Origin of the sequence: Tolypothrix tenuis PCC 7101, from assembly GCF_963874875.1 — a bacterium.
Lineage (GTDB): Bacteria > Cyanobacteriota > Cyanobacteriia > Cyanobacteriales > Nostocaceae > Aulosira > Aulosira tenue.
In genome coordinates, this window is record NZ_CAWNJS010000001.1 from 7,126,998 (window position 1) to 7,141,753 (window position 14,756).

13 protein-coding genes and 1 tRNA gene are annotated in these 14,756 nt (G+C 43.0%); 5 read left to right on the forward strand and 9 right to left on the reverse strand.

Features of this window, described 5'->3' with window-relative positions; genetic code table 11:
• Window positions 1–145 precede the first annotated feature (145 nt).
• Window positions 146–1,288, forward strand: a complete 1,143-nt coding sequence (locus tag AACU25_RS28040; protein WP_096581291.1) for a PEP-CTERM sorting domain-containing protein — start codon at window positions 146–148, stop codon at window positions 1,286–1,288.
• Here AACU25_RS28040 and AACU25_RS28045 read toward each other — a convergent pair.
• A complete protein-coding gene (locus AACU25_RS28045; RefSeq protein ID WP_096581293.1) occupies window positions 1,230–2,006 on the reverse strand; it encodes a class II aldolase/adducin family protein in 777 nt (258 codons plus the stop codon). The genes AACU25_RS28040 and AACU25_RS28045 overlap by 59 nt on opposite strands.
• Before the next feature lie 70 nt (window positions 2,007–2,076).
• Here AACU25_RS28045 and AACU25_RS28050 point away from each other — a divergent pair, with 70 nt between their 5' ends.
• Both AACU25_RS28050 and AACU25_RS28055 read left to right on the forward strand, forming a co-directional pair.
• Window positions 2,077–3,120, forward strand: coding sequence for a M42 family metallopeptidase (locus AACU25_RS28050; RefSeq protein WP_096581295.1), 1,044 nt, complete (start codon window positions 2,077–2,079; stop codon window positions 3,118–3,120).
• Window positions 3,121–3,508: 388 nt separating this feature from the next.
• A complete protein-coding gene (locus AACU25_RS28055; protein WP_096581297.1) occupies window positions 3,509–3,736 on the forward strand; it encodes a DUF7219 family protein in 228 nt (75 codons plus the stop codon).
• A 187-nt stretch (window positions 3,737–3,923) separates the two neighbouring features.
• Here the strand turns inward: AACU25_RS28055 and AACU25_RS28060 are convergent.
• Window positions 3,924–3,995 (reverse strand) — tRNA-Thr (locus AACU25_RS28060).
• Window positions 3,996–4,031: 36 nt separating this feature from the next.
• Between AACU25_RS28060 and AACU25_RS28065 the strand changes: the two genes are divergently transcribed.
• Window positions 4,032–4,301, forward strand: a complete 270-nt coding sequence (locus tag AACU25_RS28065) for a DUF3493 domain-containing protein (protein WP_096581299.1) — start codon at window positions 4,032–4,034, stop codon at window positions 4,299–4,301.
• Window positions 4,302–4,930: 629 nt separating this feature from the next.
• Here the strand turns inward: AACU25_RS28065 and AACU25_RS28070 are convergent.
• Entirely contained in the window at window positions 4,931–6,607 is a 1,677-nt protein-coding gene (locus AACU25_RS28070) for a DUF1565 domain-containing protein (protein ID WP_096581301.1), read from the reverse strand.
• Window positions 6,608–6,921: 314 nt separating this feature from the next.
• Between AACU25_RS28070 and AACU25_RS28075 the strand changes: the two genes are divergently transcribed.
• Window positions 6,922–7,437, forward strand: coding sequence for an alpha/beta hydrolase (locus tag AACU25_RS28075; protein WP_096581303.1), 516 nt, complete (start codon window positions 6,922–6,924; stop codon window positions 7,435–7,437).
• Here the strand turns inward: AACU25_RS28075 and AACU25_RS28080 are convergent.
• From AACU25_RS28080 to rimP, 6 genes are all read right to left on the reverse strand, one after another.
• A complete protein-coding gene (locus AACU25_RS28080) occupies window positions 7,434–7,631 on the reverse strand; it encodes a hypothetical protein (protein WP_096581305.1) in 198 nt (65 codons plus the stop codon). The two genes, AACU25_RS28075 and AACU25_RS28080, sit on opposite strands and share 4 nt — an antisense overlap.
• Before the next feature lie 92 nt (window positions 7,632–7,723).
• Window positions 7,724–8,377: a low-complexity tail membrane protein gene (locus AACU25_RS28085; protein WP_096581307.1), complete on the reverse strand. Its 654-nt coding sequence runs from the start codon at window positions 8,375–8,377 to the stop codon at window positions 7,724–7,726.
• Between the two features lie 114 nt (window positions 8,378–8,491).
• Complete coding sequence (gene infB, locus AACU25_RS28090) at window positions 8,492–11,626, reverse strand: translation initiation factor IF-2 (RefSeq protein WP_096581309.1); 3,135 nt, start codon at window positions 11,624–11,626, stop codon at window positions 8,492–8,494.
• 475 nt (window positions 11,627–12,101) lie between these two features.
• Entirely contained in the window at window positions 12,102–12,377 is a 276-nt protein-coding gene (locus tag AACU25_RS28095) for a YlxR family protein (RefSeq protein WP_096581311.1), read from the reverse strand.
• 146 nt (window positions 12,378–12,523) lie between these two features.
• The gene (gene nusA, locus AACU25_RS28100; protein WP_096581313.1) at window positions 12,524–13,834 is read right to left on the reverse strand and encodes a transcription termination factor NusA; all 1,311 of its coding nucleotides are present in this window, start codon (window positions 13,832–13,834) and stop codon (window positions 12,524–12,526) included.
• 197 nt (window positions 13,835–14,031) lie between these two features.
• Window positions 14,032–14,493 carry a ribosome maturation factor RimP gene (gene rimP / locus AACU25_RS28105; protein ID WP_096584177.1) on the reverse strand — a complete coding sequence of 154 codons (462 nt, stop codon included), beginning with the start codon at window positions 14,491–14,493 and terminating at the stop codon, window positions 14,032–14,034.
• Window positions 14,494–14,756 lie beyond the last annotated feature (263 nt).

Sequence of the window (14,756 nt, forward strand, 5' to 3'; positions counted from 1 at the left end):
CTCATTAAAAACACGTAAATGAGTTTGAAGATTTGAAGTCAAAGCTGGATTTTTGCCAGACTTCAAACCTATGCCAGTAAATCTATTGAGAAACTTGGCATTTTTTAATTAAGAAGTACCAAATTATAACCAGAGTTGCACGATCATGAAAAAACGCTTTGTCGCAGCAGGCTTTATTATTTTCTCTTTTATGTTGCCGTTGAGAGCAACTGCTGCACAATTTAGTGGGATTTACGTATTTGGGGACAGTCTTTCAGATGCAGGTAATGTCTACAACTCGACTATAGACCCCAATACAGGAGTAGGATTTCCGCCACCGCCTTACGTTGACGGAAACTTTTCCAATGGGCCTATCTGGATAGATCAGCTGGCTAAGAAGCTGCAACTAGATAGTTCTCCGACTCTTGTTACTGATGTTGCCAAGGGTGTTGCGCCGAAAAACGGCATTAACTATGCTTTTGGTGGAGCTACTTCTATAGATAAAAATACTATCTCGCCTTTCCTACCTGGCTTTCAACAGCAGATTGCAGCATTTACAACACCACTTTTGCAAACTAAAAATGCTGACTCAAACGCACTTTATGTATTGTGGACTGGTGCGAATGATTATTTACCGACGAATGCTGATCCCAATTATTTCAAACCTTTTACCGATCCAACAACAACAATTAACAGTTTAAAATTAGCGATCGCATCTCTAGCTGATGTTGGTGCTAAAAATATTCTGGTAGTTAACTTACCAGATTTAGGACAGCTACCTCGCGCTCAAAATTTAGATCCAACTTTCCCTGTTGCTAATGGTACTTCCCAATCCCTGACAGATTTGACTAAAGAGCATAACTCTGATTTATCAGATGCGATCGCTGATTTAAACAAAGTCCTCAATCCTGATGTCAAACTCATCAGTCTGGATGCTAATTCTGTATTTACAGATATTATGAACGATACAAAAAATATGCAGGGTGTCAAATATGGTTTCAAAGAAGTAGCTAAACCTTGCTTAGTTGATCCATCCTGTGCAGCTGACCCAAGCATCCAAAATCAATATTTCTTTTGGGATGGGCTTCATCCCACAACTGCTGCTCATAAAGTCTTAGGAGATTACGCCTTTCAGCAAATTGAAAAATCCATGCAGCCAGTCCCCGAACCCTCTACAGCATTGGGGACTGTGGCTATTGGTGCTTTTGGTGCAGCAGCCTTGCTCAAGCGCAAACGCAAACAATCTCTGCTTAAGACAGTAAGTCTGGTTCCTGCTGGACAATCAACTCATACAAAGGTTGAAAACTAAACCAGCCTAAATCATGCCCGCCTACTTGCTGATGTGCCAAGGTAGCTGACTCTGGTCTAATCAGATGAGGTTTACCAGCAGCCTCAGCGAGTAACTGGGCTTGACAAGAACGCTCCATTGTGATGAACCACCAAGCAGTTTCATCAACTGAATGACCAACTGTTAATAAGCCATGATTCTTCAGAATTATGGCTTTATTTTGGCCTAAAGTTTCGGCTATTCGCTTACCTTCGGCAACTTCGAGAACTACCCCTGTATAGTCATCAAATAGACTATGGTCTTGGTAGAAAGCACAAGCATCTTGGGTTAAGGGGTCAAGCAGACGACCAAGGCTAGACCAACTTTTACCATAGACCGAATGGGCGTGAGCTGCGGCTACTACATCAGGACGCGCTGCATGGATTTGGGAATGAATCGCAAAAGCTGCGCCATTGATGGGGCGATCGCCTTCGACAATTTCGCCTTTCTGGTTTACTAAAATCAGGTCGCTCACGCGCATTAAACCGAAGTGTTTTCCTAAGGGATTAACCCAAAATTGCTCGGGATTTTCTGGATCGCGGACAGTGATATGACCTGCAATACCTTCATCAAATCCAAAGCGGGCGAAGAGGCGGAATGCTGCTGCTAGGCGTTGCTTGCGATGCAGACGTTCTTCTTTTACAGAAGCAAAGGTAGGCTGCTGAAAAAAGTTTGGCTTGGCCCTGGATATTGCTTGCATTTTGACCTTTGAATATGTGATTGTCCGTAAAAATCTTTATACTTAATTGTTAGCTTAAAATCATAGCTCTATGTGGGATTACGAGCATTTATTCAGAATAATTGCAGAATTGGTGATGCATCATTCTCCCAGTGGTGTAGAAACCGAAATTAACCAATTTTTACTGCAAGAATTTGCCAAACTGGGTGTAGAAGTATGGAGCGATCGCGCTGATAATATCATTGCCAAAATTCCTGGTAAAAATCCTGACAGAGCAATTGCGATTACTGCTCATAAAGACGAAATTGGTGCGATTGTCAAAAATATTGGCGATGAAGGACGCGTAGAAGTCCGCAAACTTGGTGGTTCTTACCCGTGGATTTACGGTGAAGGTGTTGTAGATTTATTGGGCGATGCCGATACTATTAGCGGTATTCTCAGCTTTGGTTCTCGTCATGTTTCTCATGAGTCGCCTCAAAAAGTCCAGCAGGAAGATACTAGCATCAAGTGGGAAAATGCTTGGATTGAAACCAAATGTACCACTGCTGAGTTAGAAGCAGCTGGCATTCGTCCCGGAACGCGAATGGTAGTTGGTAAACATCGCAAGCGCCCCATTAGATTAAAGGATCACATCGCCAGTTACACTCTGGATAATAAAGCTTCTGTAGCAATTCTGCTAGCACTAGCGCAACAACTCAAACAACCAGCAGTCGATGTTTATTTAGTCGCCTCAGCCAAAGAAGAAGTAGGCGCGATCGGGGCGCTATTTTTCACCCAAAATCAGGTATTGGATGCTTTGATTGCTTTGGAAATTTGCCCTTTATCTAGCGAATATCCGATTGAGGATGGTAAAAGCCCAGTGATTCTCTCTCAGGATGCCTATGGCATATATGATGAGGCTTTAAATGGGCAACTATGCAATTGTGCCAAGCAGATAGAGATTCCAGTGCAACTCACTATTTTGAGTCAGTTTGGTAGCGATGCTTCAATTGCCATGAAATTTGGTCATGTAGGGCGTGCGGCTTGCTTGGCATTTCCTACCCAAAACACTCATGGCTATGAAATTGCTCATTTAGGCGCGATCGCTAACTGCATATCTTTACTGCAAAACTTTTGTGAAAATTATCCTGCTTGACTATATGGGCGTGAGTGAGTGCGATCGCATAAATTCCACCAATTATGCAATACTCCAAAAGCAACAATTTTTTCGTTTAAAGCAAATACCTGATTTTTTATGATTTTTTACCCTAGGAAGACAGGATAGTTGGACGGTATAAATTTATAGTGAGTACGTCAGTTTCCAGTAGGGTTAACGCATTTTCTTGCCAAACTTGTTTCCATAAAGGATTAGGTTTACTCAATGTCAAAATTGGGTGGAATTATAATCCTTATGTATACAACCTCTAGAGTTGAGATTCGTTAGCCCTGCTGTTTTTGTTTTATTAAAAAAAATATTTTTTTCATTACTTAGCTCGATTTTTATTGTCAATTTAATTAAAAATTAATAAATAGGATAAAACATATTGGTTAACAAAAATGATTTTCTTTATGCTCGTAGTCGCTACTATGGGCAGACTAAGCCTGAAAATCTAGCTTTTAATGCTAATTTGCAAGAATTTAGCCAGCGCATTAACTATATCTCTAATTTAGTCAAAAGTGGAAAAATACCTCCCCATGAAGCTTACCAACATATAAAGGCTCTTTGGAAGATACTAAAGCGTAGTAAAAAACAATTGAACATAGGCAAATAGATTCCAGGGACAGAGAGGTTTTCTGAAGACTTATAGCTGGAATTTGAGAGTTTATGAAACATAAATTTAGATTTTATTGATGTTTATACTTCTATAGGGTAAACATCAAGTCTCACACAAAAATTTAAGCAAAGTTTTTACCCTAATTGGCTACAAGGTTCATTTATGTCACACTTTACTTAATCAAAGCCGATGACGGGATTTGAACCCGTGGCCTGCTGATTACGAATCAGCTGCTCTACCACTGAGCCACATCGGCGTACACAATCCAAGATTATAGCATATTTTTGACTCAATGGTAGAACCAAATCCTAAAAGTCGCCTTAACCCCGAACAATACGCCCGTCTCAAAGCTGAAATGGCAGCGCCTTACCGAGGCTTGCGAAAATTTATCTATGTCGCTTGTGGCGCTTCTGGGATGATTGGCGTTTTCGTATTTTTTTTTAGACTGCTTGCTGGGCGGGATGTCGATAGCAGTTTGCCTAGCCTATTACTGCAAATAGGAATTGTTGCGCTAATGGTATTTCTCTGGCGTTGGGAACAGCAAAAGCAAAAACGCTCTTAAATTTATTAGATGTTCCGAAGTTTCTAGAACATCTATATTTTTGAGATTAGCTTAAAGAAAAATAACAATTTTACTCGCAGAACCTTATTTTCAAGCACTGCTACTTCTTTATATCTCTCTATCATATTTAAGTTAATTAACGATACTTGAAATTTTGAAATATAAAGTCGGAAAAAATAAAAAAAATCTTAGGAAATCGAAAAATACAAAATTTTCTGAGAAACTAAAAATTGTTGAAACGAGGTCAGCCAATATAAAGGCCTTGAATATAAATAAGCGAATGTAAATGAGGGTCAGCTAAATTTTTAGACCCTAGATTTCAGGAAAAACACAAAATTAAAAGCGCTAAGACTAAAAAATTGTTAGTTTGGCGCTTTTAATTTTACAAATCCATAATTATGAGGAAATAAACTCGTAGTCAGGAATAATATCCTCGATTTTGAAGCAAATTTTATGCTGACTACGAACTTATCAAAATTACATTCAAGAAGCAGACTACTAGCGTTTAATCACGTCAGTGATGATACTAGAATAAATTCGGAGTTATGACGAAATTATTGTATCTTTGAGCACTCTCATCAATAACTACGAAGCTAGCAAAATTTTTGCGATCAACAACTAACATTCACCTATGGAACCTGCACTACATAAGAAGATGGAATTGCTGGGGCACGTCCAGCATTGACTAATGCTTGGTAGACAAAAGCAGCAACTTCTGCCCTCGTAGCATCACGATTAGGATTCAGTTGCTTGACTGTGGGATAGTTGATTACCAACTGCTTTGTCGTAGCAGCAGCAACTTGATTCAGTGCATATTTGGGAATCTGAGCCGCATCAGTATAAAAGGTGAGGCTATTTTGATTATCCGCAGTTAACCCAAGACCACTAACTAAAGCAACTAAAGCTTGCACTCGGGGAATTTGCTGCTGTGGTTTAAATGTACCATCAGGATACCCAGAGACAAATTGGCTTTGGTAAGCAGATTGGATAGCAGCGTAAGCCCAAAAATTACTTGGGACATCCTTAAAACTAATCGCTGGGCGTTTAGATGTTGGTGCCAAAGCTTTGGTGACAATAGTAGCGAATTGAGCACGTGTTACCGGATCGTTGGGTTTAAAAGTGCCATCAGGAAAGCCAGCAATAATTTTTTGAGATGACAAAGCTTCGATGTAGGCTTTTGCCCAGTAACCTGTGGGTACATCATTAAAGGCAGTAGCACCGCCAACGTTTGCTGCTACAAAATCTACTGAACCATTAATGCGCTTTTGATCGATATCATTGCCAACAGCGACAATCTGATTTTTAGTGGCATTATTTACGTCATAACGGGTGTTATTGCGGATGAGATTACCACCGGGACTTTCATTTGTACCCAAGTCTGGTGCAGCATTAACAGTTGCTACAACACCATCCCGCTTATTGTTCTGAATAACATTTTTACGTAGTATGGGTTTACCCGTTTCTGAGATAAAAAGACCGTCTTGGTTTTCGATAATTTGGTTTTCTGTAATTAAAGGTGTGGAAGTTCCACCAATTGCCAAACCAAAACCAGTATTCTGAAACAAGTTATTCCGAATTTCGCCTTGGGCAGTTTTAGCTACAGAAACCCCATTACCTGAGTTCTGCACGAAAACATTGTTTTCGATTTTGGGATTTCCTGTCCCCGTGACAAAAACTCCCTCTCTAAGACTTTGAGTAAACGTATTATTTGTGATCAGGGGATTAGTGGATTCAACCCACACACCTGTACCCCGTTGATTGGGGTTGGTCACAGTGACACCTGCGATCGTGGTGCTATTATCCGCCAAAATTGTAATATCTTGTCTGGCAAATGTTTTACTGGTGTAGTAACCTCCACCTGTAATTAATATTCCTTGACCTTTAGTGGCTTCATCACCTCGTAAAGTTACTCCTGGTTTAAGGATGAGTGGAAAAGTTTCTCCACTTTGTTGATTATAAGTACCAGGCGCTAATTGAATGACTGTCCCTGCTTGGGCTTTGGTCAAGGCAAAAGTAATACTTTTCAAAGCAGCAGCTTGTGTTGTACCTGCAGCAGTATTTGAACCAGTTGCTGAGTTTACATAAATTACAGTTGCAGCTGCTGGAGTTTGGGCTGTCAGAGTTGGAGTAATACCTGCTTGCCGAGTGGAATCGGCATTTACCACGCCAGGTAATAGTGTTAAACCACTGGAAACCACTAAAACAGTACTAAGTCCGGCTCTTAATGGTAGATTAGATCTGAGAAGACTGCCAAAAATAGGGCGAAAACCTTTCGCTGGAATAATGTGAAAACCCCGATATTTCATTTTTGATGTCTGTGAAGTGCTGAATGAAGTTACCTTAACAATAAGGTAGTAGGTGACAGCTATTAAGCTGCCAAACCCATGCAAAACTATACCGGATCGTCAGCAATTGATCAGCTAAATTTCACAGATAAATTACAGAACTTATATTATTTATCACTAAAAATTTTTGTAAAGCCACTTTCGAGAACTGATATCACTCAATGGTTGGTAAGTACTCTTAAGTAAGCATAAATACTTAGACAGCGCAGGATGCCGCTACTAATTGTGCAGAAATATCATTTTCACCACAGCCAGGTTTTGGGAAATCAAGAGATATGCGGTATCACTTTCTGAGCTTAGTGCAGATTTTTCTGTTGACAGTTACTACTCCTGTGTGGGCAGCAGAACAAATAGTGTTGAACTACAAAGTTTTTCGAGAATCACTTTCAGTAGAGGAAATTTCGAGATTTGCCCAAACAGGCGAACTTTCTAGTTCCCTTAAAATAAATTTTGCTTTGGCGCGGCAAAACCCCAAAGCAGTACGTCAGTATTTAACGCAACCAGTGAAAGTAAACCCAGTATTTTTAGATAGGGTTTTAAATACGCCCCTTGGTAACGTGATTTTGGATCAAATTAGTCAAGTAATTCACACACCATCCCAAAAGGCAGACAGGCAAGCTTTACGTGCTGCTTTAGTGCTTTCTGCTAGGCAAGATAGCCAGATAACGCTAATCGAAATTTTTAAAAATTATCCTACATCAGAAGTGGAAGTTGACGGGGATCGGTTAGAAAGTGCCTACCGCCAACTCCGGCGCTTGCAGACGAACATAGAAAATTTGATGGGCGTTTAGTAAGCCAGTGTTTCTAAAGTTTCCCGCAAATAGCGTTGTACTTGTTGTTCCAGACGTACTCCATCTAATTGCAAATCGCGCTCTAGTTGCCAGCGTTGGAAACCAGAACTAGCTGCGATCGCGGATTTGAGGCTGTGCCAAATTTCACTATCATCAGTAAATTGGCGATCGCTAGAAGTTGGAATTTGAGCCATAGTTTCTCATTCCTCGGTTTAAACTTCAAAATATACCGCAGGTTTCACTTCATGCAATCCGACTTGTACAGGAGAAAATAGATGATTTTTTCCTAATCTTCATCGGTGTTTTGCTCTAGGTTCTGCTGGGTGTTTGTATTCATACCTAACACGGATTTAAATAACCGGGGCAATATTTGATTAACCCGCACCCCTACAATTGTGTAATCCTGCTGAATCTTATCTAAAGGTAATGGTTCTATGGCTGCAAATTCTGTGTCATTAGTCACCAAAATTCTGGCTACACTCACGGGAATTTGCAAAAACAGATTGCTGGCAAAAAAAGCTAAAGCAGCTAGCAGCAATCCGACGCTGCGCCATTGGGGTAGAAAACTGGCAATGTCGGCTACCAGTGGAGCAGCTTGGTACATTTGCCACAGCACCCCTACTAATAATATTGCTGCCAAAACGGACAGCACGCGATTTAAATTTGTATTAATTAAACAAAGAATTTTGCGTTGCTGCTCAGTCAGATTCTCTGGTTTGAGAGCAACGCCCAAAATCGCAAATATGTAAAATGGCCGACGAAATTGCATCCACAGTAGTGGTAGCACTCCAATCGCGGCCACTAAACATAGCTCCATCCATACAGGCAAGACTGGCTCACCTACAGACAGAAACACTAGGCACAAAAACAAAAAAATCGGCAGCGTCGCCAAACCAGCGACATGAAGCCACAAGATAGGTTCAGAGCGAAATGAGGCCATAGTTACATTTCTCGATTCTGAGTTGTAGGTGCTGAGTTGTAAGTTGTGAGTATTGAGAATGAGAACTCAAAACTCAGAGCTTTTACTTAGAACTCAGCACTAGTAGACTCAGCACTACTTTGTCATGGTCAGGGTGCGACGTTTAGTCACCATTTGGTAGGCTTCGATGATGTCACCTTCAGCCCAATCATGGAATTTATCAATGCCAATACCGCATTCATAACCGGCATTGACTTCGCGGGCATCTTCTTTCATCCGTTTGAGGGAATCCAGAACGCCTTCGTAAATTACCTTACCGCTACGACGTACCCGCACTTTACAGTTACGAATGAGTTTGCCAGATTGTACATAACAACCAGCAACCGCACCGCGACCGACTGGGAATACTGCACGGACTTCGGTTTGACCTAAGGGTTCTTCCACTAATTCGGGTTCCAACAGACCTTCCAAGGCTCCTTGAATATCTTCGAGGAGTTTGTAGATGATGTTGTATTCCCGGACATCTACACCCGCTTCATCAGCAGCTTGTCTGGCTCCACTAGCGTAGGTCGTGTTAAAGCCAATAATGACGGCGTTACTAGCAGCAGCTAAGTCGATATCTGTTTCGGTGATTTCGCCAGCAGTTGCTAACAGCATCCGGATTTGAACTTCGTTTTGGGGGATTTGTCGGAGCGATCCCACAATCGCTTCCACTGAACCTTGTACGTCTGCTTTCAGGATCAAGTTGAGTTCTTTCAACTCGCCTTCTTGTGCTTGAGCTGACAAGGTTGTGAGGGTAACACGTCCCTGTAAGAGTCGGGATTGGCGTTGTTTGTCGGCGCGATCGCTGGCTAGGGCACGTGCTTCTTTTTCGTTCTCGAAGGCCTCAAATTCATCACCTGCGGCTGGCACATCGCTCAACCCTAAGACTTCGACAGCAAAGGAAGGACTAGCAACTTCTACTCTTCTACCTCTGTCATCGACCATAGCCCGCACTTTACCAAATGCCGAGCCAGCTACCAACATATCTCCGACATGCAGGGTGCCATTTTGAATCAGCAAGGTAGCAACTGCGCCCTTGGCTTTATCCAAGTGTGCTTCAATGACAGTTCCTTTTGCCTCTCTGTCTGGGTTGGCAGATAGTTCGGCAACTTCTGCGACCAGCAGAATCATTTCTAGGAGTGTATCGAGGTTTTCTCCCTTGATTGCACTCACAGGAACCATAATTGTTTCACCGCCCCAGTCTTCTGCTGTTAGACCGTAGTTGGTAAGTTCTTGTTTTACCCGCTCTGGCTGTGCGCCTTCTTTGTCAATTTTGTTAATTGCTACAACAATGGGCACTCCCGCAGCCTGAGCGTGGCTAATAGCTTCAATGGTTTGAGGACGTACACCGTCATCAGCAGCTACTACCAAAACGGCAATATCTGTGACTCTTGCTCCTCTAGCCCGCATGGCGGTGAATGCTTCGTGACCGGGGGTATCGAGGAAGACGATTTGCTGTGGCTTACCTTCATGTTCGATATCCACATGGTATGCGCCAATATGCTGAGTGATCCCACCAGCTTCGCCAGCGGCCACTTTGGTTTTGCGGATCGAGTCCAGCAAGGTGGTTTTCCCGTGGTCTACGTGACCCATAATGGTCACTACTGGTGGACGGCGATGGAGATTTTCCATGTCTGCCAGATCCAGCATTTCTGTGACTTTGCGGGCTTCTGCTTCTGGTTCGGCGGTTTCAACTGCTACTTCTAAATCGGTGCAAATTAAGGTAATGGTTGGCACATCCAGATTTTGGGTGATGCTCACTGCCATACCTTTGAGGAACAGGATTTTCACAATCTCTGTATCCGCGATCGCTAAAGCATCAGCCAGTTCCTGCACGGTCATTGGCCCAGTTACCACCAATTTTTCTGGACGTTCCCGCTTAGTCTCTACTTCTTGACGACGATTTTGGTCGCGATTGGTAGCAGCAGACTTTCTCCCTTTAGTGGTGGGGCTAGCAACAGCTATTGCAGGTTGTGGTGTAGGTCGCGTAGCTTTTGGTTTGGGAGGACGAGCAATGGAAAGGCTCACCTGGACTGTAGCTGGAATTTCCAGACCTTCTTCATCCAGTAAATCGTCTTCCTCAAAATCATCATCTAAAAGTGGCTTGACTCGCTTACCTTTAACACCAGCCTTGCCAGACTTTTCTTTGATTTCATCAATTATTTCTTCTTCTTGCCACTTTTTCCCACCCTTGGCTGGACGAGGTGGTGTGGGGCGTTTCAAATCGAGAATGTCAGCAGGAATCGCTTCATCCAGTGTTGTTGTTGCTGCGGCTTTCCCTGCACCACCTTGCATGGGTCTGGGAGGCGTAGCAATGGGCATTGCTGCTACAGGTTCGCTGGAACGAACTGGTCTGCTGGGTCGTTGAGAATCGGAGAATGGTGCTCCACCAGGAGCGCGATTTCCTCTTTGTTCCGGTTTAACTGGGCCAGGTGTAGGACGAGCCTGTTTTTGTGGTGTAGGCTGTACAGTTTGGTCTGTCCCTGGTTTGGCAGCCCTGGGCTTAATTTGCTCCCGTTCTTCTTCGCTGCGTTTGGGGCGTTCGCGTTTGAGAATTGGTTTATCTGCCTGATTCAGTGCCTCGATTGCTGGTGCTTCAGACACCGGCCTGGCTGGTGGCGCAACTAGTTGAGGTTTTTGCGGTTTTTCTGGCCTTGGTTTAGCTGAAACTGGTTTTTCTGGCTTTTCCCCAACTATTTTTTCTTTCGGTTGGGCATTAGGCGTTGTATCCGCATTTTTAACAGCTGGTTGCTGTGGGGTCTCAGATTGATTCCGGGGTACGGGTCGAGTTGGTGCCGTCGGCTGCATGGGTGAGACTGGTGTGGCGAAGGGCTTTGGAGGTGAAGGAGGATTAGCTTCAGACAAAGCAGATGGGGTACTAGTATTAACTGATGCCTCTGGGGCGTTAGAGTTAGGATTTCTCAATATTTTGGGTTTACGAATTTCCAAAATTTCTTGTTTGTGAGGTGGTGGTGCAGGTCGATTGCGAGAGCCAGCTTGTGGCCCATGTGCTTGATGTGTGTTGATGCCTGTGTCTTTTTTAGGAGTTCCATTCGTTGCTGCGAATTTTTCTGCAGCGGAACGGATGCGTTCTGCCTCCGAATCTGAAATTGTACTGCTATGGCTTTTGACCGCGATATCGAGCTGGTCGCATATTGCTAATAGCTCTTTGTTATCCAAATTTAATTCCTTTGATAATTCATAGATTCTAACTTTGCCGTTGTTCATCCACTCTTCCCCTTTAATTTACAGTTTTAGCGGATGGTTGCCTGGTTTGTGACATCTCCATCCTTTGACTACTGTTTTTTGGTTGCCGTTTAGATTTTGTCGGTGCCTCCAATCAGGAAAGAGAGATGTCTCGGTTCATTGCTGGCATCCCCACCAGTAATCATGATGTCTGGGCACCCATAAAAGTTTTTTAAATAAAAAATCTTTATAGGTGTTCTGGATGCCGAGCTGCGCCTGAGCGCTACCAGGTTGCCATTTTGTAGTTTTTTGTTTTGCTGATTCTGAGTCTTCCACAACACAATCGAGTAAAACTTGTTGGGAGTATTACTTCGTCTCTCTTAATTGTAAAAGAGGCGTTTGTCAACTACACCCATTTACTATTTTGACACTAACCCCAGCAATCAACAGAGACTGTGTTACTAGCGCTAGTTCGGCTTCTGGCACAAATACTCTAGGGATTACCGTCACAAATTTCTTAAATTAAAATTTGATTTTGGGTATTGCTATTGGCTAGACGCTGCCACAATGTTTGATACAGTGTTTCTGGCACTGTTGTATGTAGCGATCGCCCTAGTCGATTTTTTTTCTGAGCGGCTTGCAAGCAGCTCGTCTGTGGGCATATATAAGCAGAACGCCCCATGCCCTCATCTAATTGTACCTTTCCCGATGGAAAGACGCGGACAATCCGCCAAAACTCTTCTTTTAAGCCTACTTGGCGGCAACTTACACAACGCCGATAATTCGGTTTCATGAATTTTTTGCTACCTCACCTCAGCAGTTTGGTTTAGCATAGATGCTTTAATTTTCTATCTTTGCTTATCCTAACCCTGAAATACGAAGCAATTATTAATACATCTTATTAAAGTGTTATTGCTTAAATAACTGGATGTTAATAAACTACTCGTCATCGTTATCGTCAAAAGAGTCATCTTCTAATTCTAATTCTTCTTGATTGCTATCTTCTAGTTCTGGTAGATCGGATTCGTCCTCATCTTCATATTCATATTCATCATCTTCCTCTTGCTCTGCTTGGTATTTGGCACGAGCGGCAGCAAATTTAGCATCTTCTGCGGCTTGGTCATATTTAGCTTTATCTTTAATATCAATTTTCCATCCTGTCAAACGGGCTGCTAAACGGACATTTTGCCCTTCTTTACCAATAGCCAAACTCAGTTGATCCTCCGCTACTAGCACATGAGTTTGCCGCGTTTCTGGATCCATGAGGCGGACTTCGTCTACTCGTGCGGGGCTAAGAGCATTGGCAATGTAGGTTGCTGGGTCTGGAGACCAGCGAATCACGTCAATTTTTTCACCGCGTAATTCATTAACTACCACTTGAATCCGCGATCCCCGTGCGCCAATACAAGCGCCGACTGGGTCTACATCACGGTCGAGAGTATCCACAGCAATTTTAGTCCGGGGGCCGACATAACGAGAAGGAGGATTGGCTTCTCGTGCTACCGCTACAATCCGCACAACTTCATCTTCTATTTCTGGTACTTCATTGGCGAATAAATATACTACTAAGCCTGCATCAGCGCGAGAAACTAATAATTGCGGGCCGCGTTGTTGACCTTGAGAAACCTTTTTGAGATATACCTTAAAGGTGGCATTAGCTCGATAGTTATCATTAGGTAGCTGTTCCCGTTTTGGTAATTCCGCTTCTACCTCTGGTTGTCCAAAACCACTGCTAACAGCCAAAATTACTGATTGTCGCTCAAACCGCAAAACTCTGGCTTGTAGTACAGTACTTTCTAAGTCTTGGAATTCTTCTTGTACCATCTGGCGCTGTTGATCCCGCAGTTTTTGAGCGAGTACTTGCTTTGTTTGCATCGCCGCCATCCGGCCAAATTCCCCTTGGTCTGGGGTAACATCGAGGACTACAGAATCTCCCAACTGAGCTTCAGGCGCTACTTGTTGTACTTCGTCTAAAGAGATTTGGTGGTCAGAGTTACTAACTTCTTCGACAATGGTTTTAGTTGAAAGTACCCGGAAACCTTCTTCTTCGATATCGAGTTCTACTTCAAAATTCTCAAAATAATCTTCATCAAATTGTTTGCGCTCCAAATTTTGGGCACGACGATAGCGTTCATAACCTTTGAGCAGAGCTTCTCTAATTGCCGATTGCACAGCCAACCGAGGTAAATTCCGCTCACGACTTATACTTTCAATTAAATCTTTTAATCCAGGTAAAGTAACCATTGACATAAGTAATCTCCTTTAAAAATCAAGGATGGAAAAGGCTAGGGACTAGGACTAAGGGCTAGAAATTAAGGGCTAGGTAGTGAAAACAACACATTAGAGATTAAGGATTAGAGAAAAGTTTTACTCTAGTCCCTAGCCTCTAGCTCCTAGCCTCTAGCCTCTAGCCCCTAGCTCCTAGCTCCTAGCCTCTAACCTCTGGGTTATCGGCGCTCATCCAGCTGCACCTTAGTAATTAAGGCACGGGGAACTTCGACTACACGACCTTTTTGGTTTAAAAAAACCGTTTGTTCATCCCGGCGGATCAACTGACCTGTCCACTCTTGCTGTCCTTCGTAGGGTGGGGAAGTGGAAACGATGATAGGAAATCCTTTAAAAGAAATAAACTCCCTGTCTGTCACCAGTTGTCGCGATATACCGGGACTAGATATTTCCAAGACATAAGCATCTGGAATAATCTCCGCCGCATCTAAAGAAGCTTCTAAAGCTCGACTCATCCGCTCACAATCATCTAAACCAGTATCCTGTTGAGGATTGCGAATGTCTACCCGCAACACTGGTGGACGTTGGTTAGTGTGAAAAACCACACCAACAACTTCCAATCCCAGTTCTTCTGCCACTGGTGTTGCCAAATCAATAATTTGTGGGACTAAAGGATGAGCCATGCGAAAATCCAATAAAAAAAGTGGGCATCGACCCACTTCCTGCGATAGGGATATCTTCCAAGAAGTCTTGTTACGAACCAAATATGGTTCGACCTAATCTGAGTTTAGCGCATTTCTTTTGGAGGGAGTAGGAAGAAATTATTATATGGGCATGGGGCATTGGGCATTGGGCATAGGGAAGTAATAGGTAATTGGTAATTGGTATTGGGTGTTTGTTTCCTTTTACCCCTTTCCCTTTCCCCTTTTCCCCTTTTCCCCAGTCC